This is a genomic window from Parapedomonas caeni (assembly GCF_041060555.1).
In the GTDB taxonomy this organism is placed as follows: Bacteria; Pseudomonadota; Alphaproteobacteria; order Sphingomonadales; family Sphingomonadaceae; genus CAUJIW01.
In genome coordinates this window covers 1-23,357 of record NZ_JBEUDS010000001.1, presented here as the reverse complement: position 1 = coordinate 23,357, position 23,357 = coordinate 1, and the positions used below count along the sequence as shown (strand labels likewise).

Sequence of the window (23,357 nt, the reverse complement as noted above, 5' to 3'; positions counted from 1 at the left end):
GTGGGCGCGGTCACGCCCAAGAAAAGACCGGCACGCGGCGAACCACGTACCGGCCAAGGCTCCTTGGGAACTCGTAGTGCGTCAGCGCGGCAGATCAAGCCCGCGCTGGGCGATGACGGACCGCTGGATTTCATTGGTGCCGCCCCCCACCACCATCATGATCGACTTGCGCAGCAGCTGGTCGACCTGGCCATCCGCCGGCACATCCGCCGCGTCGTCCTCCAGCGTCGCCGCCAGGCCGAACAGGTCGATGGCGGTCTCGGTCAGCCTCTGCGCGAGCTCGCTGGCGAACACCTTGGCCATCGCCGATTCCACCAGCGGCGGCCGCGTCTCGCTGCTCAGCGCGATGGCGCGCGCCGACAGCAGGCGGGCGGCTTCCACCTCCGCCGCCAGGCCGCCGAGCCGATCCCGCGCCACCGCGTCGCCGGCCAGACCGTCACGCCGTGCCGCCGCCACCAGCCGCCGCAGCAGATCGCGCAGCTGGGTGGCGAAGGCGCCCATGATGATGCGCTCGGCCGCCAGCGCCGTCGCCAGCACCGCCCAGCCGCCATGCAGCGGCCCGAGCAACGCACTGGCCGGCAGCCGCACATCGTCGAGGAAAATCGAACAGAAGGGATGGCCATACATCGCCATCATCGGCTGCACGGTGATGCCCGGGGTATCCATCGGCAGGATGAACAGGCTGATGCCCTGATGCGGCGTCGCCGCCTGCGGGTCGGTGCGGGCGGCCAAAATCATGTGCGTGGCGCGGTGGCCGTCGGTGGTCCACAGTTTCTGGCCGTTGATGATGAAATCCGCGCCGTCCGCCACCGCCCGGGTGCGCAGGCTGGCGAGATCGGAGCCCGCCTCCGGCTCGCTGTAGCCCAGACACGCGCTCACCGTGCCGGCGCGGATGCCGGCCAGCAACGTGCCCTGCTGCATCGGGCTGCCATGGGCGATCAGCGCCGGGGCGAGCAGACGGCTCGATGCCACCACCGCGCCATCGGGCGCGCCCACCCGCGCCAGTTCCTCGGAGAACGCCAGCTGCTCCAGCGGTGAGGCCGCCTGCCCGCCGGCGGACGCCGGCCAGCCCAGCGCCGTCCAGCCCGCCGCGCCAAGCGTCGCCGCGAAGGCCGTATCCCAGTGCCGGTCGGCGAACGGCACGCCGCGGTTGCGGCGCCGGTCGGCCTCGGTCCAGTTGTCGTCCAGCCAGCGGCGCAGGCGTGCGCGCAGCTCGGCGGCGGTGTCGCCCGCCGCGTCGGCGGCCGCGAACGGATCGTCCGGGCCGTCCAGCAGCAGCGCCGCCAGATCGGCGCGCGCCGCCACCACGCCACCCAGAGAGGCGACGTCGGCATGGATGCGGCGGAACAGCCGGGCCGCCGGATGCTCCTCGGCAAAGCCGATGGCGCCGAAGCAGTGCTGGGTTTCCAGCGCCACCTGCCGCAGATGCTGGCCGCAGAAGGCGATTGCCGCGCGGGCGGTGAGCGCCCAGCGTGCCCCGCCGTCGGCCTGGATGGTCGCGTGCGCGTCCCCGGCGGCGGCCAGCAGCAGGGCCGCGCCGTCGAGCAGGATGTGGCTGGTGGCGAGCTTGTGCTGCACCGCCTGGAACCGCCCGATCGGCTGGCCGAACTGCCGGCGCAGGCGGACATGCTCCAGCACCAGATCGAGCCCGCGCCGGGCCGCCCCCAACGCGCGGGCCGCCTGGCACAGGCGGGCGATCCGCTGCAGCGCCTGCGCTTGCGCCCCCTCCAGCGGCCAGTGCGCCACCGGCGACGTGTCGAGGCTGACATCCGCCAGCACCGGCCGGCCGAGACCCGGCGTCGGCGTCACCACCACACCGGGCGCCGCGACGTTCACCGCGCACAGCCGGTCGTCCGGCGTCAGCACCAGCAGCGTGCGGGCGATGTCGAGATGCGCCACGAAGCGCAGGCGGCCACGCAGCACGCCGTCCGCCCACCGCACGGTGCCGGCGTTGCGGTCGCCATCGCCATTGCCGAAGCTGAACGCCAGCGGCGCGCCGGCAAGCGCCGGCGAGGCCGCGCCCAGCGCCAGGTTGGCCAGCACCGCCGGCAGCAGCGGCGCGGTGCAGCCGGCCGCCCCCAGTTCCTGCATCACCAGCAGGATCGCCGGCAGATCGGGCGCCGCCGGGTCGCTGCCCAGCGTGTCGGGGCCCAGCGTGTCGGGGCCCAGCGTGTTCAGCCCGTGCGCCACCAGCCGCTCCCACGTCGCCGCCTGCGCCGCCGGGTCGTCGCTGGCGGCAGCGGCCGCCGCATCGGGAGCCGCCAGCAGCCGGCGCACCGACTCCCGCAGCAGATCGTGCAGGTCGCCGGCGGCGTCGGTCGCGTCGCCCGCCACGGGGTTCAGCTGCGCCATTGCGGCGCCCGCTTCTCGACGAAGGCGGTCGCGCCCTCGATCATGTCCGGCCCGGCCAGCACGCGGGCGATCGCCGCGTCCTGGCGCTGGCGCAGCGCCGCTTCGTCGCCGTCGACGGCCGCGCGCGTCACCGCCAGCGACTCCCGCACCGACAGCGGCGAATTGGCGCTGATCAGCCCGGCCAGCCGCAGCGCCTCGTCGACCACCGCCTCGGTCGGCACCACGGCGTTGACCAGCCCGGCCTCATAGGCCCGCCGCGCACCGATCGGCGCGCCGGTGGTCACCAGCTCCAGCGCCAGTGCCCGCGGCAGCGCGCGCGCCACCCGGTAGACGCCGCCAGCGCCAGCGATCAGCCCCCGGCACACCTCCGGCAGGCCGAAACGGGCCGCCTCGCCCGCCACCACCATGTCGCAGGCCAGCGCGATCTCGAAGCCGCCGCCGAACGCCGCGCCCTGCACGGCGGCGATCCACGGCTTGGTCTTGCGCGCATAGACGAAGCCGGCGAAGCCGGTCTCCGGCCGGGCCAGCAGCTGCGCCCGACCGGCCGCCACCTCTTTCAGGTCGGCGCCGGCACAGAAGGTCGGCCCGGCGGCGGCGACGATGCCGACGCGCAGTTGCGGGTCCGCCTCGACCGTCGCCACATGCGCCTCGATCGCCGCCGCCATCGCGGCGTTGATGGCGTTGTGCGCCGCCGGCCGATTGAGCCGGATCAGCGCCACATGCGGCGCCGGCCGCTCCAGCGTCACCGGCGGCGCGTCATCGCTCTCAGTGTTCATCGGTTTCCTCCGCATCCTGCCAGACCACCAGGCCATCGAGCGCTTCCACCGTGGCGCCATCCACCCGCAGCGGGTTGATCTCCAGCGACGCCAGCCCCGGCCCGAGCCGGACCGCCGCCGCCGCGATGGCGACGATGACATCGGCCAGCCGGTCGAGATCCGCCGGCGGCGCACCGCGAAAGCCCCGCAGCAGGCGCGCGCCGCGCAGCCGCCCGAGCATGTCGGCAACGTCCGCGCGGGTCACCGGCAGCGGCGCCACCACCGCGTCGGCCAGGACCTCCACCAGCACGCCGCCCAGCCCGACGGTGAGCACCGGCCCCCAGGTGGCATCGGTGCTGACGCTGACCAGCAGCTCCAGCCCGCCCCGGCGCATCGGCGACAGGATGACGCCCTCGATGCGCGCCGCCGGCCGCGCCGTCCGCACCGCCCGCAGCAGCGCGTCGTAGGCCGCGCCCGCCTGGTCCGGCGGCACATCGAGCCGCACGCCGCCGACCTCGGTCTTGTGGGCGATGTCGGGCGACAGCACCTTGAGCACCAGCGGCGCGGTCTGGCCCGCCGCGAAGGCCTCCGCCGCCGCCCGGCTGGTCGCCACCGTCGCCGGGATCACCGGCACGCCGGCCGCCGCCAGATGGTCGAGCACCGCGCGCTCCGAGGCCAGCCGGTCGGTCGGGTGCGCCGGCGGCGCGGCCAGCAGCAGCGCCGGCGGCGCGGCACGGCTGCGCGCCGACCACCACATCGCCCGGCCGACGGCGTGCAGCATCGCCTCGATGCCGGTGATCACCGGCGGCAGACCGTTGTCGGCGATGGCCTCGCGCGAGAGATCGTTGAGCGCCTTCATGCAGGTCTGCACCAGCACCACCGGCGTTTCGGTGACCGCCACCGCCCGGCCGATCGCCGCCAGCGCGTCCGGCAGCCCCTGACCGGCACCGTTGGGCACCGTCATCCCCACCGCCACCAGCCCGACATCGGCCGCGCCCGCCACCAGCGGGATCACCCGCTCGAACAGGCCGGGGTCGCGCACGGCCGCCCCGGTGATGTCGAGCGGGTTGAGCCCGGCGGCAAAGCCCGGCAGCGCTTCGGCCAGCGCGGCGCGGGTCGGCCCGTCATAGGCCGGCAGCGTAACGCCGGCCGCCTCGGCGCCGTCGGCGACCAGCGTGCAGGCGCCGCCGGAGATCGACATGAACGCCAGCCCCGGCCGGGCCAGCGGGCCGGTCGCCGCCAGCAGCCCGGCGGTGGTGATCAACGCCTCGCCGGAAAACACCCGCACAATGCCCAGCCGTTCGCAGACGGCGGAAAACACCCGGTCATCGCCGATCAGCGAGCCGGTGTGCGCCATCGCCACCGCGCCGGCCAGTTCGCTGCGACCGATCTTCAGCATGACGATCGGCTTGGCGTGCGCCAGCGCGCGGGTGCAGGCGGCGACGAAGGCAGCCGGATCGCGGATGGTCTCGGCGAACACCGCGATCGCCCGCGTCCGTGGATCGTCGACGAGATAATCGATGACGTCCGACAGCGTGATGTCGCCCTGGTTGCCGGTGGCGGCAACGAAGCTGGTGGCGATATTCTGGCTGTGGGCGAACTCATAGAGTTCCGACGCCGTGGCGCCGCTCTGGCTGACAATGGCGATGGCCGGCAGCAGCGCCGGCGACAGCACCGGCAGCACGGCGGGGATCGCCGACACCGAGGCGCGCGCGGCGATGTTGTTGAAGCCCAGCGTGTTGGGCCCCCACAGCCGCATCCCCCGCGCGCGGGCGTGGGCCAGCAGCGCCGCCTGCGCGTCGATGCCCGCCCCGCCCACTTCGGCATAGCCCGACGACAGCACCACCGCGTTGCGGATGCCGGCGGCCGCCGCGTCGTCCAGCGCGGCCAGGACGCCGTCCTGCGGCACGCACAGGAAGGCGACATCCACCGGCCGGCCGATGGCCTGGCAGGAGGGGAAGCCCGGATAGCCGCCGACCGACGCCGCCGACCGGCTGACGCAATAGACCGCGCCCTCATAGCCATAGCCGTGCAGGCCGGAGAGCGTGAGTTGCGTCCACGGCGAGGTCGCCGAGGCGCCGACGATGGCGATGGCGCGCGGCGCGAACAGCCCGGCCAGCGGATGGTCGCCGCCGGCTGCGGCGCCAGTGTTTTCAGAAGCGGAAACCGTACCCATCGCCCCCGCCTACGCGCCCGCCAGATCGACCAGCCGGCCCACCGCGTCGGCGAAGTCCTGCTTGAACTCCTGCACCACCGTGGTCGCCGAGCGCACGCTGTCCACCAGCCCGACGCCCTGACCGACCCAGTAGCTCACCAGCTCGCGCGCCTTGGCGTTGCCGCTCTCGGCCGCCTTGTCGATGGCGCGGAAGGTCGGCAGGCTGATCATCGACATCATCGGCATCGGCAGCGCGCCGGGGCTGGCCGGCCCGTCCCACGCCTCGTGCCAGGCGGATTTCAGCTGCCGGCTCGGCTTGCCGGTGCGGCTGGGCGAGCGGATGGTATCGCGCGAGGTGGCGGCGATCATCTTGTCGCGGAAGGCCTCGCCGGTTTCCGCCTCCGAGGTCGCCAGCCACACCGATCCGGTCCATACCCCGGCCGCGCCCATGGCCATGCAGCCGGCCATCTGGCCGCCGGTCATGATGCCGCCGGCCGCCAGCACCGGCACCGGGCGGATCGGCGCGATGGCGCGGATCACCTCCGGCACCAGCACCAGGGTGGAGACCTCGCCGCAGTGGCCGCCGGCCTCGCCGCCCTGGGCGACGATGAGATCGACGCCGGCGTTGACCTGGCGGATGGCGTGTTCCCTGGCGCCCACCAGCGCACCCACCGGCACGCCGGCCTGGCGGGCCCGCGCGATCATCGACGATGGCGCGATGCCCAGCGCGTTGACGATCAGCCGGATCGGGTGACGAAACGCCACGTCCATCAACGCCTCGCCCACCTCCGGCAGGGTCGCCGGCAGATCGCGGGTCACCACGTCGTCGCGGCCGGCCTTGATCTGGTGGCGGGCCAGCAGGTCGACGGTGAAGTCGAGGTGGCCGGTGGGGATGCGCGCCAGCAGCGCGTCGATGCCGACATCGCTGCCCAGCGTCTGGTGCTCGGGGATCAGGATGTCGACGCCGTAGGGCTTGCCGTCGACATGCGCGTCGATCCACGCCAGTTCCTGTTCCAGCGTTTCCGGCGTGAAACTGCTGCCGCCCAGCACGCCGAAGCCGCCGGCGCGGCTGACCGCCGCCACCACGTCGCGGCAATGACTGAACGCGAACAGCGGAAACTCCGCCCCGACGAGACTCCTGATCGGCTCCATAACCCTCCCCTGTCGTTCCGTTCGGCCCGGCTTTTCGCCGATCCCGTTGTGATCCCGCGCGATGGGCGCGCACGCCCCGCGCTGCTCTTGTAAGACGCACGCCGCGCGCTGTTCTGATGCGCGCACATCCCGCGCGCTGTTTTGATGACCGCGCGCATCCCGCGCGCCCTGCGCGTTGGCGACCTGCGTTGTCGCCCTGCGTTGGCGACCGGGGAACAGCATGAGCGCGCCTGCCACGCCGGACAAACGGATTTTCCGCACGCGATTGTTGCCAAAACCGCAATCAACGGGCGGGGGGCGGAGGACTACTTATTGGAAAGCCGCTCCGGGCATTCGCCGGGAATGCGGCCTGAATGGTGCACTGTCCCCGGAAATCGCACTGGAAATCGAAATGAGCGTACTGTCCCCGAAAGTTTGGTTTCCTATCTCCACCATCGGCTTAATCCTCGATATGAGGGGTAGAAGCCGTTCTTAGGGCATATTCCCGGTAATTGAGGCACTTACCCTATCGACTTTGCGGTATGAATAATTCATACCGCATGATATGATGGACATTGGAGGTGCATCATGGCGACCATCGAGAAAAGAACCATCAGCCTGCCGAGCGATCAGGCGGCGTTTATCGACGCAAAGGTCGATGCGGGCGATTATGCCTCGGCGAGCGAAGTGGTCCGTGCCGGTATCCGCGCTCTGAAAGAACGAGATGAGGCGATCGGGCGCTGGCTCCAGCATCAGGTGGCTCCGAGTTTCGATGCCATGAAAGCCGATCCTTCGCGCGGCGTCAGCGTCGATGATGCGTTCGCCAGCGTGCGCGCCCGTCATGCGGAGCGGACGAAAGGCTAGACGTGAAGCGCCGCATTGTCATTCTATCGCCCGAAGCGCGGGCCGATCTTCTATCCCTGTATGAATGGATTGCCGACGCCGCATCACCCGACATCGCGCTTGGCTATATCGACCGGCTTGAGACCTATGTGCGCGGCTTCGATATCGCTTCCGAACGCGGGACGCTGCGTGACGATATTCGCCCCGGCCTTCGCACCGTGGGCTTTGAGCGGCGCGTGACCATCGCTTTCACGGTGACCGACGAGCAGGCGATCATTCTCGGCTTCTATTACGGCGGCCAGAACTGGCAGGGCCTTCTCTCGGAGCATTGATCCATGTTTGATCCCGAACCGTCGCCGCGCCCCGATCTTCGGGATTTCCGGGCGGGATTTCCGGGGACTGATTTCCGGGGACAGTGGGGGGATTTCCCGGGGACAGTATACCTGTTCTCTCGCGTTCCTCACGTCATGGCCGGGCGTGTCCCGGCCATCCACGCCGAGACTGCTCCGACCGGACAGGGCGACGCGGCCGGAAACCTGCTCCGCGGATCCCCGGGTCAAGCCCGGGGATGACGGCCAACACGCGATCCGGGGCTCATGGCGGACCGGGGGGATTTCCGCAATCAGGTCAGTATACCCGTGGCCGGTCAATGATCCGGCCGGTTGGCGCCCCAGTCGCCGCCGCGCCCGTCGATCAGCGGCGATGGCTTGGCCAGAACCCGCAGATCCCGGGGTTTGCTGAGGCGGACGGTGCGTCCGTCCACCTCGACTCCATAGGGCCCGAGGGTGGCGAAGGCGCGGGAGAGATTCTCCGGCGTCATCCCGAGCAATGACGCCAGCACGCGCTTTTCGTAGCGCAAGGTGACGTGTTCCCGCTCGCCCTGCGCCCGTTGCTGGGCCAGCAGATAATTGGCCAGGCGTTCGATGCTGCTGCGCAGCTTCAGGTTCTTGCTTTCCCGCACCAGGCCGCGGTAGCAGCCCGCCAGTTCATCGACAATGGCGCGGGAAAAGCCGCTGTCGGTGCGGAACAGCTTGCGCACGACCTCCGCCGGGATCAGCAGCAGGCGGGAAGCCTCCAGTGTGCGCCCCGACATCAGGTAGGGACTGTCACGGATAACCGCTGCCAGAATGAAGGTGTTCACCGGCACGACCACTGCCATGCTCGCCTCGCGGTCGTTCCAGCCGGCAAAAAGCTCGACGCTGCCATCAACCACGACGTGGAGGAAATCGGCGGGATCGCCCTCGGTGATCAGATCGACGCCCTGCGGAAAACGCTGCAGATAGGCAAGACCCGCCATCTCCTCGAACGAAGAGTCGTCCATCGACCGGAACAGCGGCAGATCGCGAATCAGCGGCATATCGTCGGAACGCATGGGCAGCCTCTCGTGTTATTCCATTTCCGCTGCCGCCAGTTTCCAGCACCACTTGATGAGAATCAAGTAGGCAAACCCTCATACGCAAGAACGTCACATACACTGGCGCGCCCTGCATGCCCCCGTCATCAACTGGCCGCTTGCATTTTTCCCGACAGCCAAATTCCTGATTCATCTCGATCTTCGCTGTCGTCAACATCGGTCATCTGCCGCTGACATGCAGGCCGGTGGAGGGCAACATGGATCATGTCGAGGGCGCCGGACCGGGCGAGCCATCCCGCATTCTCGGCGTTAGCACGCTCGCGTTCACGGTCTGCTTCGCCGTCTGGACGATCTTCGCCATCATCGGCATCGAACTGAAGGCTGAACTCGGCCTCAGCGACACGCAGTTCGGCCTGCTGGTCGGCACCCCGATCCTGACCGGCTCGCTGATCCGCGTCGTGCTGGGCATCTGGACCGACCAGTATGGCGGGCGACGCGTCTTCACCCTGGTGATGCTGGCCGCGGCGGCCGCCACCTGGGCGCTCACCCACGCCCAGAGCTATGGCCAGTTGCTGGTCGCGGCATTGGGCGTCGGCATCGCCGGCGGCTCGTTCGCGGTCGGCATCGCCTATGTCTCGCGCTGGTACCCCCCCCAGCAGCAGGGCACGGCGCTGGGCGTGTTCGGGGCCGGCAATGTCGGCGCCGCCGTCACCAAGTTCCTGGCGCCGTTCGTCATGGTGGCGTTCGGCTGGCAGCGGGTTGCGGAAATCTGGGCCGCGGCGCTGGTGGTGATGGCGATCATCTTCTGGCTGGCCACCCGCGACGACCCGCAGACGTTGCGGATGCGCGCGCAAGGTCGCAGGGCTCCGGGCACGCTGCTGCAGCTTGAACCGCTGAAGAACATCCAGGTCTGGCGGTTCGCGCTCTATTATTTCTTCGTCTTCGGCGCCTTCGTCGCGCTGGCCCTATGGCTGCCGCATTATCTGACCGACGTGTACAAGGTCGATATCCGCGCCGCCGGCATGCTGGGGGCGCTCTACTCGATTCCGGCCAGCCTGTTCAGGGCCTATGGCGGCCATCTGTCGGACCGCTACGGCGCCCGCTCGATCATGTACTTCACCTTCATCGTCTCCGGGCTCTGCCTGTTCCTGCTGGCCTATCCGCCGGCGACGTACAGCGTGCACACCCTCCGCGGTGATGTGCGCTTCTCGCTCGCCATGGGCCTGGTGCCGTTCCTGGTGCTGATGTTCACGCTCGGCTTCGCCATGTCGCTCGGCAAGGCGGCGGTGTACAAGCATATCCCGGTCTATTACCCCGACCATGTCGGCGCCGTCGGCGGTCTGGTCGGCATGATCGGCGGCCTGGGCGGCTTCCTGCTGCCGATCGCCTTCGGCGCCCTGCTGGACGCCACCGGCATCTGGACCAGCTGCTTCATGCTGCTGTTCCTGCTCGTCGCCACGGCGCTGGTCTGGATGCACGTGTCCATCCGCCAGATGGAACGGCGGGCGGCCGAACGCGGCATCGGCATCACCGCGCTGCCCGAGCTGCCGGAAATGCAGCCCGTGCACGGGCCGGCCCAGGCCGGCAGGCTGGGGCCGCGCGCGCTCGGCGACTGGCGGCCGGAAGATCCCGTCTTCTGGCGGACCGGCGGCCGCGCCATCGCCCGGCGCAACCTGATGATCTCGATCCCCGCGCTGCTGCTGGCCTTCGCGGTCTGGATGGTGTGGTCGGTGGTGGTCACCAAGCTGCCGCTGGTCGGCTTCGACTACACCACCGACCAGCTGTTCTGGCTGGCGGCTCTGCCCGGCCTGTCGGGGGCGACGCTGCGCATCTTCTATTCCTTCATGGTGCCGATCTTCGGCGGCCGGCTGTGGACCACCTTGTCGACGCTGTCCCTGCTGCTGCCCGCCGCCGGCATCGGCATGGCGGTGCAGAACCCGGACACGCCCTACATCGTCTTCCTCGGCCTCGCCCTGCTGTGCGGCTTCGGTGGCGGCAACTTCGCCTCGTCGATGGCCAACATCGGCTTTTTCTTCCCGCGCAGCGAAAAGGGCAACGCGCTGGCGCTCAACGCCGGCCTCGGCAATCTCGGCGTGTCGGTGGTCCAGTTCCTGGTGCCGCTGGTGATCACCGCCGGCGTGTTCGGCAGCCTGGGCGGCGAGCCGCTGACGGGCCTGGACAAGGGCGTTGAAACCCGGCTCTGGCTGCAGAACGCCGGCTTCGTCTGGATTCCCTTCATTATCGCGTCCAGCCTGCTGGCCTGGCTCGGCATGAACGACATCGCCTCGGCCAAGGCGTCGTTCGCGGAGCAGTCGGTGATCTTCACCCGACGCCACAACTGGCTGATGTGCTGGCTCTACACCGGCACCTTCGGTTCGTTCATCGGCTTTTCCGCCGCCCTGCCGCTGCTGATCAAGGCGACATTCCCCGAGGTCAACGCGCTGGCCTATGCCTGGGTGGGGCCGCTGGTCGGCGCCGCCAGCCGCGCCGCCACCGGCTGGATCGCCGACCGCTTCGGCGGCGCGCGCGTCACGCTGGTGGTATTCGCGGGCCTGATCGGCGGCGTGCTGGGTGTGCTCTATTTCCTGCATCTCGCCAACTTCGCCGGTTTCTTCGCCTGCTTCCTGGTGCTGTTCTTCCTCACCGGCGTCGGCAATGCCTCCACCTTCCAGATGATTCCCAACATCATGCGCAAGGAAATCGCGCGGCTGGAGCCGCACAAGGCGCCCGACGACCAGCGCCGGCAGGCGGAAAAGGAATCCGCCGCCATCACCGGCTTCACGTCCGCGATCGCCGCCTACGGCGCCTTCTTCATCCCCAAGAGCTACGGCACGGCGATCACGCTCACCGGCGCGCCGGACGCCGCCCTGTGGGGCTTCCTGATTTTCTACGCCAGCTGCGCGCTGTTGACCTGGGCGCTGTATGTGCGCCGCGGCAGCCTGCTGTGGGACATCGAAAGCAGGCCCGCCCGTCCCCCGTCGCCGCAACCGGCGCAGTAGCCGCGCCCCTCGCCCAGCGGACCATCCCCACGGAGCCCGAGCCATGAGCCACCTGCTTGACCGCCTCACCTTCTTCCGCCGGCTGCCGGAGACGTTCGCCGACGGCCACGGCGTCACCACGCGGGAGGACCGGCGCTGGGAAGACGGCTATCGCCAGCGCTGGCAGCACGACAAGGTGGTGCGCTCCACCCACGGCGCCAACTGCACCGGCTCGTGTTCGTGGAAGATCTACGTCAAGGGCGGCATCGTCACCTGGGAGACCCAGCAGACCGATTACCCGCGCACCCGCCCCGACCTGCCCAACCACGAACCGCGCGGCTGTTCGCGCGGCGCCAGCTACTCCTGGTATCTCTACAGCGGCAACCGGGTGAAATACCCGCTGATCCGGGGTCGCCTGCTCAAGGCCTGGCGCGCCGCCCGTGCCAATCTGACGCCCGTGGCGGCCTGGGCCTCGGTCGTCGAGACGCCGGCCGTGCGGGACTCCTATATTTCCATTCGCGGCCATGGCGGCTTCGTGCGCGCCGACTGGGACGAGATCACCGAGATCATCGCCGCCGCCAACGCCTATACCATCCGGCGCCACGGCCCCGACCGGGTGGTCGGCTTTTCGCCAATCCCCGCGATGTCGATGGTCTCCTACGCCGCCGGCTCCCGCTACCTGTCGCTGCTGGGCGGCGTCTGCATGAGCTTCTACGACTGGTACTGCGATCTGCCGCCGGCCAGCCCGCAGACCTGGGGCGAGCAGACCGACGTGCCGGAAAGCGCCGACTGGTACAACAGCGGCTTTCTGATCCTGTGGGGCTCCAACGTGCCGCAGACCCGCACCCCGGACGCACATTTCTACACCGAGGTCCGCTACAAGGGCGCGAAGTCGGTGGTCATCTGCCCCGACTATTCGGAAGCCTCGAAATTCGCCGACCTGTGGCTTCACCCCAAACAGGGCACCGACGCCGCCCTCGCCATGGCGTTTGGCCATGTGATCCTGCGGGAGTTCCATCTTGACCGGCAGCCCGATTATTTCCGCGACTATGTGCGCCAATACTCCGACATGCCGATGCTGGTCCGGCTGGCGCCCGACCGGAACGGGCGACTGGTGCCCGAACGCCTGCTGCGCGCCAGCGACTTCACCCACCAGCTGGGTGAAACCAACAACGCCGCCTGGAAGACCGTCGCCTATGACGAACGCAGCGGTGACCTCGTCGTGCCCAACGGGGCGATCGGCTTCCGCTGGGGGGAACAGGGCAAGTGGAATCTGGAGGAAAAATCCGGGCGCGGCGACGACACCGCGCTGCGCCTGTCGCTCATCGACATCCGCGACGATGTGGTGGAAGTAGGCTTCCCCTATTTCGGCAATCTGCAGCACGATCACTTCGCCGGCACCGACGACCCCGACGTGCTGATGCGCCGGGTGCCGGTGAAGCGGCTGGCGCTGGCGGACGGTGATGCGCTGGTGGCAAGCGTGTTCGATCTGCTGGTCGCCAACTACGGCCTTGATCGCGGCCTCGGCGGCGAGCACGTGGCCTGCGACTATGACGACATGGTGCCCTACACGCCGGCGTGGGCGGAACGGATCACCGGCGTCGCGCGGCAGCAGATCATCGCCACCGCCCGCGCCTTCGCCAGCAATGCCGAGCAGACCCGGGGCAAGTCCATGGTCATCCTGGGGGCCGGCCTCAATCACTGGTACCACATGGACATGAACTACCGCGGCATCATCAACATGTTGGTGATGTGCGGGTGCGTCGGCCAGTCCGGCGGCGGCTGGTCGCACTATGTCGGCCAGGAGAAACTGCGGCCACAGACCGGCTGGCTGCCGCTGGCGTTCGCGCTCGACTGGAGCCGGCCGCCGCGCCAGATGAATTCGACGTCGTTCTTCTACGCCCACACCGACCAGTGGCGGTACGAGACCCTGCGCATCGACGACATCCTGTCGCCCACCGCGCCCGCCGGCGACTGGGACGGCAGCCTGATCGACTATAATGTGCGTGCCGAGCGCATGGGCTGGCTGCCGTCGGCGCCGCAACTGCAGCGCAACCCGCTGGATGTCGGGCGCGAGGCCAGGGCCGCTGGCGGCGACCCGAAGGCCCATGTGGCGGCCCAGCTCGCCAACGGGGCGCTGCGCTTTGCCTGCACCGACCCCGACCATCCCGACAACTGGCCGCGCAACATGTTCGTCTGGCGCTCCAACCTGCTCGGCTCCAGCGGCAAGGGCCACGAATATTTCCTCAAGCACCTGCTTGGCACCGCCCACGGCGTGCAGGGCAAGGATCTGGGAGAAACCGGCCAGACGCGGCCGCGCGAGGTGGCCTGGCACGACGAGGCGCCACAGGGCAAGCTCGACCTGCTGGTGACGCTCGACTTCCGTATGTCGACCACCTGCGTCTATTCCGACATCGTGCTGCCCACCGCCACCTGGTACGAGAAGAACGACCTCAACACCTCCGACATGCACCCGTTCATCCACCCGCTGACGGCGGCGGTCGATCCGCTGTGGGAGTGCCGCAGCGACTGGGACATCTACAAGGCCATCGCCCGCAAATTCTCGCTGGTGGCACCCGAAGTGCTGGGCGTGGAAACCGACGTCGTGCTGTCGCCCATCCTTCACGACACGCCAGGCGAACTCGCCCAGCCGCTCGACGTGGCCGACTGGGCACGCGGCGACGCGCCTCCCGAACCGGGTCGCTCGATGCCGCAGATTGCCGTGGTCGAGCGCGACTACCCCAATGTCTACAAGCGGTTCACCGCGCTGGGGCCACTGATGACCAGCCTCGGCAACGGCGGCAAGGGTATCGGCTGGAACACCGAGCACGAGGTCGAGTTCCTGAAGCGGCTCAACGGCGCCGTCAGCGAGCCCGGTGCCACCGAGGGGCTGCCCCGTATCGACAGTGACGTCGATGCCACCGAGGTCATCCTGGCGCTGGCGCCGGAGACCAACGGCGAGGTCGCGGTCAAGGCATGGCAGGCGCTGTCGCAGACAACCGGGCGCGACCATCGCCATCTTGCGCTGCCCAAGGAGGACGAGAAGATCCGCTTCCGCGATATCGTCGCCCAGCCGCGCAAGATCATCTCCTCACCCACCTGGTCGGGTCTGGAGTCCGAACATGTCTGCTACAATGCCGGTTACACCAACGTGCACGAGCGCATCCCCTGGCGAACGCTGACCGGCCGTCAGCAGCTCTATCAGGATCACCTGTGGATGCGGGCCTTCGGCGAGGGCTTCTGCGTGTACCGTCCGCCCATCGACACCCGTTCCATCTCGCCGGAGATCAAGGCGCGCGGCGGCGACGGACCGCAGGTCATCCTCAATTTCATCACCCCGCACCAGAAATGGGGCATTCATTCCACCTACACCGACAATCTGCTGATGCTGACCCTCAATCGCGGCGGCCCGGTGGTCTGGCTGAGCGAGGTCGACGCGGCAAGGGCCGGCATCGCCGACAACGACTGGGTGGAGGCCTACAACAGCAACGGCGCGCTGGTCGCCCGCGCGGTGGTGTCGCAGCGGATGCGGGAAGGCACGCTGTTCATGTACCACGCGCAGGAAAAGATCATCAACACGCCGGGGTCGCCAGTGACCGGCCAGCGCGGCGGCATCCACAACTCCGTCACCAGAACGACGCTGAAGCCCACCCACATGATCGGCGGCTATGCCCAGCAATCCTACGGCTTCAACTATTACGGCACCGTGGGGTCGAACCGCGACGAGTTCGTCATCGTCCGGCGACTGCCGTTCGTCGACTGGCTTGAAGGCGCGCCGGCGGCCGGCAATCGCGCGGCACCGGTCCGCTGAGGAGAGACGACCATGAAAATTCGCGCCCAGATCGGCATGGTGCTCAATCTCGACAAGTGCATCGGCTGCCACACCTGCTCCGTGACCTGCAAGAATGTCTGGACCAACCGGGAAGGCGTCGAATACGCCTGGTTCAACAATGTCGAGACCAAGCCCGGCATCGGCTATCCGCGCGACTGGGAGAACCAGGACCGCTGGAACGGCGGCTGGCGCCGCACCCGCGGTGGCGGCCTGGAGCCGCGCATGGGGTCGAAATGGCGGATTCTCGCCAAGATTTTCGCCAATCCCGACCTGCCGGAAATCGACGACTATTACGAACCCTTCACCTTCGACTACGAACACCTCCAGGCGTCGGCGGAATCCCGTGCCGCGCCCACCGCCCGGCCGCGCTCGCTGGTCACCGGTGATCGCATGGAAAAGATCAACTGGGGGCCGAACTGGGAGGAGATACTGGGCGGCGAGTTCGCCAAGCGATCGGCCGACTACAATTTCGCCGGCGTCGAGAAAGACATCTACGGCGCGTTTGAAAACACCTTCATGATGTACCTGCCACGCCTTTGCGAGCACTGCCTCAACCCCACCTGCGTCGCCGCCTGCCCATCGGGTGCGATCTACAAGCGGGAGGAGGACGGCATCGTCCTCATCGACCAGGACAAGTGCCGTGGCTGGCGGATGTGCGTGTCCGGCTGCCCGTACAAGAAAATCTACTACAACTGGTCGAGCGGCAAATCGGAGAAGTGCATCTTCTGCTATCCGCGCATCGAGGCCGGACAGCCGACGGTGTGTTCCGAGACCTGCGTCGGGCGCATCCGCTATCTCGGCGTGCTGCTCTATGACGCCGACCGCATCGCCGGAGCCGCGGCGACGCCAGACCCCGCCGATCTCCACCAGGCCCAGCTCGATGTGTTTCTCGATCCCCATGACGAGGCGGTGCGGGCGCAGGCGCGCGCCGACGGCGTGCCGGACGCGTGGCTGGAGGCCGCCCGCCGCTCGCCGGTGTGGAAGATGGCGATGGAGTGGAAGGTGGCGTTTCCGCTGCATCCGGAATACCGCACGCTGCCGATGGTCTGGTATGTGCCACCGCTGTCGCCGATCCAGTCGGCGGCCGAGGCCGGCCAGATCGCGCTCGCCGACGAGCTGCCCGACGTTCGCAGCCTGCGCATCCCCGTGCGCTATCTCGCCAACCTGCTGACCGCCGGCAACGAGCCGCCGGTCGTGCGGGCGCTTGAGCGCATGCTGGCCATGCGCGCCTATATGCGCACACGGACGCTGGCCGGCCGGATCGACCTGCCGCTGTGCGATCGCGTCGGTCTGACCCCCGCCCAGATCGACGAGATGTACCGCATCATGGCGATCGCCAACTACGAGGACCGCTTTGTCATTCCCACCGCCCACCGCGAGACCGGCGAGGATGCCTATGCGCTGCGCGGCGACTGCGGATTCAGTTTCGGCAACGGCTGTTCCGGTGGCGAGACCGCGCCGACGCTGTTCGGCAAGCCGCGCCGGGCGCGCACGCCGATGGAGGTGCGGTGATGCCACGTCCGGTCTACAAGGCGCTTGCGGCGCTGCTGTTTTACCCCACCGACGAGCTTCAGGCGGCGCTGCCGGCGATTGCCGCTTGCGTGCGCGAGGAGGCCGGCCTCGGCCGTCGCACCCGGCGGGCCCTGGACGCCCTTGTCGTGCGGCTGGCCGGCGACGATCTCTACACGTTGCAGGAAAATTACGTCCTGCTGTTCGATCGCAGCCGGTCGCTGTCCCTGCACCTGTTCGAGCATATTCACGGCGAGAGCCGCGATCGCGGCCAGGCAATGACCGACCTGCTGGCACTGTACGAACGCCACGGCCTGGCGATGACCGAACGCGAACTGCCCGACTATCTGCCGCTGTTCCTGGAGTTCCTGTCGTTGCTGCCCGGCGACGCCGCCGCCGAGCTGCTGGGGCAGACGGCCCATATCCTCGACGCGCTCGCCACCCGGCTGGCGCGACGAGACAGTCCCTACGCGGCGGTTTTCGAGGCGCTGTGCGCGCTGGCGGAGTCGCCGCCGGCCGGGGTCGAGCCGCTGGTGACGCCGCACGAGGACGACCCCGCCGATCTTGCCGCGCTCGATCGCGCCTGGGAGGACGCCGCCGTCACCTTCATGGGCGGCGCCGGCGCCCCCGGCCCGGCATGCCCGGCATCCGCCGATGTTCCACCCTTCCTGCCCCCACACCCGGTGACACGCGCCTGAGGAGGTCAACATGCTCGACACGCTGCTGTTCGGTGTCTACCCGTACATCGCGCTGAGCGTCATGGCGCTGGGTTGCATCATCCGCTTCGAGCGGGAGCAATATTCCTGGCGCAGCGGCTCCAGCCAGCTGTTGCGGCGACGCCAGCTGATCTGGGGCTCCAACCTCTTTCATGTCGGCATCCTGGTTATCTTCGTCGGCCATTTCTTCGGCCTGCTGACGCCGATCCAGGTGTTCGACGCGCTGGGCATCAGCCATGGCGCCAAGCAGCTGCTCGCCATCGTCGCCGGCGGGATCGCCGGTGTCGCCTGCTTCATCGGGATTTCGCTGCTCGCCCACCGGCGGCTGTTCGATCCGCGCATCCGGCGCACGTCGAGCGTCTCCGACATCGCCATCCTGCTGCTGCTGTGGGCGCAGCTGACCCTCGGGCTGGCGACGATCCCGATCTCGGCGACCCACCTCGACGGCCACGAGATGGTCCGTTTCATGACCTGGGCGCAGCACATCCTCACCCTGCGGCCCGACGCGGCGGTGCTGGTGGCCGATGCCCACCCCATCTTCAAGGCGCACCTGCTGCTGGGCCTGACCATCTTCCTGGTGTTTCCGTTCACGCGGCTGGTGCACATGCTGAGCGCGCCGGTGTGGTATCTGGGCCGTCGCGGCTATCAGGTGGTCCGCACCCGCAAGCCCGCCGGCACGATCGGGCGGCCCCATGCGACCCGTTAGCGTCAACGGCCGGGAGATCCCGCGCGCGGCCATCGCGCAGGAGGCCCAGTTTCACCCCGCCGCGTCGCTGATCGAGGCCCGGCGCCAGGCGGCGATGGCGCTGGTGATCCGGCAGCTGCTGCTCGATGAGGCGGCGCGGCTGGGCGTTGAGGCGGCGCCGGCGCGCGACGACGACGGCCGCGAGGAGACCCCGGAGGAGGCCCTGATCCGGCGGCTGATCGAGCAGCAGGTCGCGGTGCCCAGCGCCACCCCTGACGAATGCCGCCGCTACTACGAGGCCAACCAGGCGCGTTTCCGGTCGCCCGATCTGCATCTGGCGGCGCATATCCTGCTCGCCTGCGATCCGCGCGACGGCGCCGCCCGGGCGGTTGCCCGCACCGAGGCGGCGCGGTTGATCGGGCTGCTGCGAACGCAGCCGGAGCGCTTCGCCGACCTCGCCCGCGCCCACTCCGACTGCCCGTCGGCCGGGGTCGGCGGCGCGCTGGGGCAGATCGGCCCCGGCCAGACCGTGCCCGAGTTCGAGCGGGCGCTGGCAACACTGCCGGTGGGCGTGATCGCGCCATCGCCGGTGGAAACCCGCTATGGCGTCCACGTGGTCCGGCTCGACAGGCGGGTCGAGGGCGCCGTGCTGCCCTTCGATCTGGTGGCGGCGCCGATCGCCGCCTTCCTCGACGAGCGGGTGCGGCAGGTCGCCAGCCGGCATTATGTCCAGCGGCTGGCGGCGGCGGCCGTGATCGAGGGTGTTGCCCTGGCCGGGCCCGACTCGCCTCTTGTGCAGTAGGTCCGGTCATGCTCGGCGAGATTCTCGCGCATCTGGATCAACAGCCGGACCTGCTGCACGCGCTGTTGCGCGACGATACGCCGCTGATGACCCGACTGCACGCGGCCGGCGCCCGGCAAAACCATGACCCGATGGCGCTTGCCGCGCGCTATTGCGTCGGCTTCACCCAGGACGCGCCGCCGGACGACTGGCTCAAACTGATGGGCGTTCTCCAGCAAAGCAGCGATCCGACGCGCGACGCCCTGCGGTTCATGATCACGCGCGGCCTCGACCGGACTGACATGGACCGGACTGACTTGGACCAGGCGGCAATGTCGCCGGCCTGACCCCGTTCCCGCCCGCCGACGCAACAGGACTTTCGCCATGACCGCTTCCCTGTCTCCCGCCCGCCGTCCCGTCCAACATCGCCCCCGCCGCGCCGCCCGCGGGCAATCGCCCTTTCTCAGCGGCGGCTTCCGCCCGTTTTTCCTGGGCGCCGGCGTGTGGGCTTGTCTGGCCGTGCCGCTGTGGATCGCCGTCCTGTCGGGCGTGCTGGCGCTGCCGGAGACCATCGATCCGCTGGCCTGGCACCGTCATGAACTGGTGTTCGGCTACGGCGGCGCCGTCGTCGCCGGCTTCGTGTTCACGGCGGTTCCCAACTGGACCGGCCGCCTGCCGCTGGCCGGCGCGCCGCTGGCGGCGTTCGCGCTGTTGTGGCTGGCCGGCCGCGTCCTGCTGCTCACCGGCACGCCGCCGCAGCCCTGGATCGCGGCGGGCGTTGATGCCGCCTTCCTGATCCTGCTCGATCTGTTCGTCATCCGCGAGGTGGTGCCGGCGCGCAACTGGCGAAACCTGCCGATCTGCGTCCTGATCGGCGTCCTCGCGCTTGCCAATGGGCTCAGCCATCTCGAAATGTCGGGCATCGTCGCCGACCAGGGGCTGGGCTGGCGCGGCGGCGTCGCCGTGCTGGTGGGCCTCATCAGCCTGATCGGCGGGCGCATCGTGCCCAGCTTCACCACCAACTGGCTGCTGAAACAGGGCGACAGCCGGCCGGCCCGGCCTTTCGATCGCTATGACCGGCTGGTGCTGGCGGCGACGATGGCGGCGCTGGCCTGCTGGGCGTTCGACATCGCGGGCGCCGCCTCCGGCGGCCTCGCCGGCGCGGCCCTGACCGGCCCGACCCTCGCCAGCATGATGGTCGCCGGCCTGTTCGTGGCGGTCGGGCTCGCCCATCTGGCCCGGCTGGCGCGATGGCGCGGCTGGCGCACCGGCGGCGAGGCGCTGGTGCTCATCCTGCACCTGGGATACGCCTGGATACCGGCGGGCTTCATCCTGCTGGGCATCGCCAGCCTCGGCCACGGCGACCTGACCACCGCCGCCCTCCATGCCTGGACCGCCGGCGCCATCGGCACCATGACGCTGGCGGTGATGACCCGCGCCTCGCTGGGGCACAGCGGCCGGGCGCTGACCGCCGGACGGGCGGTGCGCGCCAGTTATGCCCTGGTGCTGGTCGCGGCGGCGCTGCGGGTGGCGGCGCCGTTGCTGCCGCTGCCCTACCTGACGGCGCTGCAGATCAGCGCCGCCGCCTGGTCGCTGGGCTTCGGCCTGTTCGTCGTCACCTACGCGCCGATTTTCCTGCGCCCGCGCGCCGGCGCCTGAGCCCCGCCGGGCAGCGGGCGGCGGTTCAGCCCAAGGGCTGCGACGGGAACTCGATATACCGTCTCTGGAATACCCTTACTGACATCCAAGACCCCGACAAAACATTAATCAGTATACTGTCTCCTGATATCGCGAAGGTGCACTATTCGGTGTCGACGGCGGAGGCCTCGACGCTGGACAGCAACACCGTGGACGCCGTGCTGGTGGCCCAGGCGCTGCACTGGTTCGATGTGCCGCGCTTCTACGACGAGGTGGCGCGCGTCTGCCGGCCGGGCAGCCTGTTCGTCGCGGTGATGTATGAGCTGGCCAGCATCGACGCCGCCATCGACGATGCCGTGCTGGCCTTCTACCAGGGCGACATCGGCCCCTACTGGCCAGGCGACCGCCGGCATATCGAGACCGGCTATGCCACCATCCCCCGCCGCTTCCCCGAAGTGCCCTTCCCCGCCCTCACCATGACCGCCGCCTGGACGCTGGACCAGTTCATGGGCTACCTCGCCACCTGGTCGGCGGTGCAGCGCTACCGCAACGCCACCGGCCGCGACCCGCTGCCGGCGCTGGCCGGGACGCTGGCGCCGCTGTGGGGCGCTGCGGCCGACACCGTCCGCACCGTCAGCTGGCCGTTGCGCACCATCACCGGCCGGGTGGGGTGAGCGCGGAGGGGGGCCTCAGCCGACCGCCCAGTCGCCAAATTCGTCGTCGGGCAGTGGCTCGTTGAAGCGCGCGTCCATGGCGATCCTGCCCCGCAGCGCCCCGAAGCAGCGACGGCCGCGCGGCACCACCGGCACCAGCCGCACCACCGGCACGTTTCCGCGAGCGATGACCACCTCGTCGCCGGCCAGCGCGTCAGCGATCAGCCCGGACAGGTTGGTCTTGGCGTCCGATACGGAGAACCGGGCCATGGGCAGCTTCTTAGCTCACCATATTGCGAGATACGAGGGCCGACGAGGGATGCCCTGAGGGCGGCTTGGCACCCGGCGATGGCGCGCCGATGGCAACCGGGGGTGGGCAAGAATCAATATACTATCCTCGGAAAACCCGTCCCCGGAAATTCCACTCAGGGCTGGATGAAAGTTCCATGGCAGGCCATCGCCGGAGAATTCTGAGTTCGCCGCCACCAATAATTCCGTCCTCAATATATCTACTCGCCATTAACATTTGCCGCTTCTGGTAGCGCATTCATTGTCCGATAAAGATGTGGATTTTGCGTACACTCCTCCCTAACTCGGTTCATCCAGTTATCATACCAGCACCAAGTCTGCCCGACCGCTACAGCACCATAGCCTTTATTATGATTCTTGGCATCCAGATTCTTCCAAAGCTTGGTGTGACTATGCATATTAAATAGATCCCAACCCTCGGCGTTCATCTGATGCACGATCTCGCCGGGCAGATATTTCTTCTTCTCGACCTCTTTAAGAGCGATGTTAAATTTCTGTTCCACTTCCGATCCGGGAGGCACGATTTCGACAGCCAAGTCAGCGCCCGAGGAGCGGTTGGCCGTGCGGCCGACCATGAAGACACGAAAAGCATAGCGCGGATCGGCCTGCTGTTCAGGCGTCAGATGGCTCTCGAACCCACTCAGCATGGCCTCGACATTACGTGGCAGGCCACCGCCCTTCTTCAATATCGCGCGCTGATCTGGACTGAGGGCTACGAATTGCAAAGCTATCGGCAGGCGGCGTTCAAGAGCGTACTGCAAACCGAATAGGCGTTTAATCGCGTCGTTGAAGTTGATACAGCAGGCTTGGAGCTTAGCACTGATAGTATCGTCAATTCGATTGGTCGATCGATGTTCGATCTCGTGCCTTAATTGGAGAAGAAAATTTAAATTATCCTTTTCGCCGTGCTCGATCGGGCACCGTCCACACTTCAAACACTGACTCAAGTCCCAGAATTTATCCGCACCATTGTGCGTAGTGATGACCACCCTTTGACCATTCTGATTTTTCGTGTGGCGATAGTCGATTCCCTCACGTTTGAACCAAGCATGTAGCAGATAGGTCCAGGCAATAACGGCCGTGACGATGAACAATTCGGCCCGGAAGGTCAGTCCGGCGCTGTTGAAAATATGAACCGCCGCGATCATGGCCTCGCGCGCTTTTATCAATAATTCGTCACCACATAGGGACAAACCGGTTTCAGCGTCGACTTCTGGCCACCATGATAAAAAGGCGTTAAGGTCATCCGCTGTAGCGGAACGAACGCCGGCGTGTTTTGCAGATGTGCGAATTTCGGCGATGGCACGGTGATTGATCGACCGGGTGGGACGCGTGAAATAGGCTAGAATATCTTGGTCATTCGGCCAGCGACCATCGGCGATCATCGCCTTTATCAGGGATATCTCCCAACGCTCTAGCCTGTTACCTCGTCTACGGACCGGCACTAGATATCTCCCAACAGACTGACAACATTTCGAAATGCCCTTGGGGCCCGCCTTCCCGCTGCACGATCACCGCTAATGCCATAACGGCCTCGCCGTTAGCGTCCGCGCTCGTGGTGTAATTTCCGGTGTAGGCGATGGTGTATTCCGGGGTGGGGCATGCCCCACCCCGGAATGCGGCGTCGCTGGTGGCCACCGGGTTCATCGTTATGGTGGAGTTTGCA

The 23,357-nt window shown here is 68.3% G+C and carries 19 protein-coding genes; 11 read left to right on the top strand and 8 right to left on the bottom strand.

The features are described from left to right. Positions 1–81: 81 nt before the first annotated feature. From ABU113_RS00095 to ABU113_RS00080, 4 genes are read right to left on the bottom strand one after another with little or no spacing between them, the layout of a single operon-like run. Positions 82–2,352, bottom strand: a complete 2,271-nt coding sequence (locus tag ABU113_RS00095) for an acyl-CoA dehydrogenase family protein (RefSeq protein ID WP_454557427.1) — start codon at positions 2,350–2,352, stop codon at positions 82–84. Beyond that, positions 2,340–3,128 carry an enoyl-CoA hydratase-related protein gene (locus tag ABU113_RS00090; protein ID WP_454557426.1) on the bottom strand — a complete coding sequence of 263 codons (789 nt, stop codon included), beginning with the start codon at positions 3,126–3,128 and terminating at the stop codon, positions 2,340–2,342. Before ABU113_RS00090 ends, ABU113_RS00095 begins: the two co-directional genes overlap by 13 nt. Continuing rightward, entirely contained in the window at positions 3,118–5,283 is a 2,166-nt protein-coding gene (locus ABU113_RS00085) for an acetate--CoA ligase family protein (protein WP_454557425.1), read from the bottom strand. The genes ABU113_RS00090 and ABU113_RS00085 overlap by 11 nt, the downstream gene beginning before the upstream one ends. Positions 5,284–5,292: 9 nt before the next feature. Next, entirely contained in the window at positions 5,293–6,414 is a 1,122-nt protein-coding gene (locus tag ABU113_RS00080) for an NAD(P)H-dependent flavin oxidoreductase (RefSeq protein WP_454557424.1), read from the bottom strand. Between the two features lie 567 nt (positions 6,415–6,981). Here ABU113_RS00080 and ABU113_RS00075 point away from each other — a divergent pair. Beyond that, a complete protein-coding gene (locus ABU113_RS00075; protein WP_454557423.1) occupies positions 6,982–7,257 on the top strand; it encodes a type II toxin-antitoxin system ParD family antitoxin in 276 nt (91 codons plus the stop codon). 2 nt (positions 7,258–7,259) lie between these two features. Beyond that, positions 7,260–7,568 (top strand): type II toxin-antitoxin system RelE/ParE family toxin, encoded by a 309-nt coding sequence (locus tag ABU113_RS00070; protein ID WP_454557422.1) that lies wholly within the window; start codon positions 7,260–7,262, stop codon positions 7,566–7,568. Between the two features lie 314 nt (positions 7,569–7,882). On the opposite strand, the gene ABU113_RS00065 is transcribed toward ABU113_RS00070, so the two are convergent. Then, complete coding sequence (locus ABU113_RS00065) at positions 7,883–8,608, bottom strand: cyclic nucleotide-binding domain-containing protein (RefSeq protein WP_454557421.1); 726 nt, start codon at positions 8,606–8,608, stop codon at positions 7,883–7,885. A 239-nt stretch (positions 8,609–8,847) separates the two neighbouring features. Between ABU113_RS00065 and ABU113_RS00060 the strand changes: the two genes are divergently transcribed. The 9 genes from ABU113_RS00060 (at position 8,848) to ABU113_RS00020 (ending at position 21,403) form a co-directional block, all read left to right on the top strand. Next, complete coding sequence (locus ABU113_RS00060) at positions 8,848–11,589, top strand: nitrate/nitrite transporter (RefSeq protein ID WP_454557420.1); 2,742 nt, start codon at positions 8,848–8,850, stop codon at positions 11,587–11,589. Positions 11,590–11,632: 43 nt separating this feature from the next. Continuing rightward, a complete protein-coding gene (locus tag ABU113_RS00055) occupies positions 11,633–15,379 on the top strand; it encodes a nitrate reductase subunit alpha (RefSeq protein ID WP_454557419.1) in 3,747 nt (1,248 codons plus the stop codon). Positions 15,380–15,391: 12 nt separating this feature from the next. Next, complete coding sequence (narH, locus tag ABU113_RS00050; protein ID WP_454557418.1) at positions 15,392–16,912, top strand: nitrate reductase subunit beta; 1,521 nt, start codon at positions 15,392–15,394, stop codon at positions 16,910–16,912. Then, positions 16,912–17,607 (top strand): nitrate reductase molybdenum cofactor assembly chaperone, encoded by a 696-nt coding sequence (narJ, locus tag ABU113_RS00045; protein WP_454557417.1) that lies wholly within the window; start codon positions 16,912–16,914, stop codon positions 17,605–17,607. The genes narH and narJ overlap by 1 nt, the downstream gene beginning before the upstream one ends. A gap of 10 nt (positions 17,608–17,617) precedes the next feature. Beyond that, complete coding sequence (narI, locus tag ABU113_RS00040; protein WP_454557416.1) at positions 17,618–18,331, top strand: respiratory nitrate reductase subunit gamma; 714 nt, start codon at positions 17,618–17,620, stop codon at positions 18,329–18,331. Next, on the top strand, positions 18,318–19,112 hold the full coding sequence (locus ABU113_RS00035; RefSeq protein ID WP_454557415.1) for a peptidylprolyl isomerase: 795 nt from the start codon (positions 18,318–18,320) through the stop codon (positions 19,110–19,112). The genes narI and ABU113_RS00035 overlap by 14 nt, the downstream gene beginning before the upstream one ends. An 8-nt stretch (positions 19,113–19,120) precedes the next feature. Then, positions 19,121–19,438, top strand: coding sequence for a hypothetical protein (locus tag ABU113_RS00030; RefSeq protein WP_454557414.1), 318 nt, complete (start codon positions 19,121–19,123; stop codon positions 19,436–19,438). A gap of 37 nt (positions 19,439–19,475) precedes the next feature. Beyond that, a complete protein-coding gene (locus tag ABU113_RS00025; protein ID WP_454557413.1) occupies positions 19,476–20,750 on the top strand; it encodes an NnrS family protein in 1,275 nt (424 codons plus the stop codon). A gap of 137 nt (positions 20,751–20,887) precedes the next feature. Then, the gene (locus ABU113_RS00020; protein ID WP_454557412.1) at positions 20,888–21,403 is read left to right on the top strand and encodes a methyltransferase domain-containing protein; all 516 of its coding nucleotides are present in this window, start codon (positions 20,888–20,890) and stop codon (positions 21,401–21,403) included. A 15-nt stretch (positions 21,404–21,418) separates the two neighbouring features. Here ABU113_RS00020 and ABU113_RS00015 read toward each other — a convergent pair whose 3' ends face one another. From ABU113_RS00015 to ABU113_RS00005, 3 genes are all read right to left on the bottom strand, one after another. Further along, entirely contained in the window at positions 21,419–21,652 is a 234-nt protein-coding gene (locus ABU113_RS00015; RefSeq protein ID WP_454557411.1) for a type II toxin-antitoxin system Phd/YefM family antitoxin, read from the bottom strand. Between the two features lie 239 nt (positions 21,653–21,891). After that, positions 21,892–23,076 carry a DUF3644 domain-containing protein gene (locus tag ABU113_RS00010; protein WP_454557410.1) on the bottom strand — a complete coding sequence of 395 codons (1,185 nt, stop codon included), beginning with the start codon at positions 23,074–23,076 and terminating at the stop codon, positions 21,892–21,894. 46 nt (positions 23,077–23,122) lie between these two features. Next, a partial coding sequence (locus tag ABU113_RS00005) for a hypothetical protein (protein WP_454557409.1) occupies positions 23,123–23,357 on the bottom strand: 235 nt, incomplete at its 5' end.

Excerpts from the sequence above, each read along its gene's own strand:
- ABU113_RS00095 (WP_454557427.1), bottom strand. The coding sequence starts at position 2,352 with ATGGCGCAGCTGAACCCCGTGGCGGGCGACGCGACCGACGCCGCCGGC.
- ABU113_RS00090 (WP_454557426.1), bottom strand. The coding sequence starts at position 3,128 with ATGAACACTGAGAGCGATGACGCGCCGCCGGTGACGCTGGAGCGGCCG.
- ABU113_RS00085 (WP_454557425.1), bottom strand. The coding sequence starts at position 5,283 with ATGGGTACGGTTTCCGCTTCTGAAAACACTGGCGCCGCAGCCGGCGGC.
- ABU113_RS00080 (WP_454557424.1), bottom strand. The coding sequence starts at position 6,414 with ATGGAGCCGATCAGGAGTCTCGTCGGGGCGGAGTTTCCGCTGTTCGCG.
- ABU113_RS00075 (WP_454557423.1), top strand. The coding sequence starts at position 6,982 with ATGGCGACCATCGAGAAAAGAACCATCAGCCTGCCGAGCGATCAGGCG.
- ABU113_RS00065 (WP_454557421.1), bottom strand. The coding sequence starts at position 8,608 with ATGCGTTCCGACGATATGCCGCTGATTCGCGATCTGCCGCTGTTCCGG.
- ABU113_RS00060 (WP_454557420.1), top strand. The coding sequence starts at position 8,848 with ATGGATCATGTCGAGGGCGCCGGACCGGGCGAGCCATCCCGCATTCTC.
- ABU113_RS00055 (WP_454557419.1), top strand. The coding sequence starts at position 11,633 with ATGAGCCACCTGCTTGACCGCCTCACCTTCTTCCGCCGGCTGCCGGAG.
- narH (WP_454557418.1), top strand. The coding sequence starts at position 15,392 with ATGAAAATTCGCGCCCAGATCGGCATGGTGCTCAATCTCGACAAGTGC.
- narJ (WP_454557417.1), top strand. The coding sequence starts at position 16,912 with ATGCCACGTCCGGTCTACAAGGCGCTTGCGGCGCTGCTGTTTTACCCC.
- narI (WP_454557416.1), top strand. The coding sequence starts at position 17,618 with ATGCTCGACACGCTGCTGTTCGGTGTCTACCCGTACATCGCGCTGAGC.
- ABU113_RS00035 (WP_454557415.1), top strand. The coding sequence starts at position 18,318 with ATGCGACCCGTTAGCGTCAACGGCCGGGAGATCCCGCGCGCGGCCATC.
- ABU113_RS00030 (WP_454557414.1), top strand. The coding sequence starts at position 19,121 with ATGCTCGGCGAGATTCTCGCGCATCTGGATCAACAGCCGGACCTGCTG.
- ABU113_RS00025 (WP_454557413.1), top strand. The coding sequence starts at position 19,476 with ATGACCGCTTCCCTGTCTCCCGCCCGCCGTCCCGTCCAACATCGCCCC.
- ABU113_RS00015 (WP_454557411.1), bottom strand. The coding sequence starts at position 21,652 with ATGGCCCGGTTCTCCGTATCGGACGCCAAGACCAACCTGTCCGGGCTG.
- ABU113_RS00010 (WP_454557410.1), bottom strand. The coding sequence starts at position 23,076 with ATGATCGCCGATGGTCGCTGGCCGAATGACCAAGATATTCTAGCCTAT.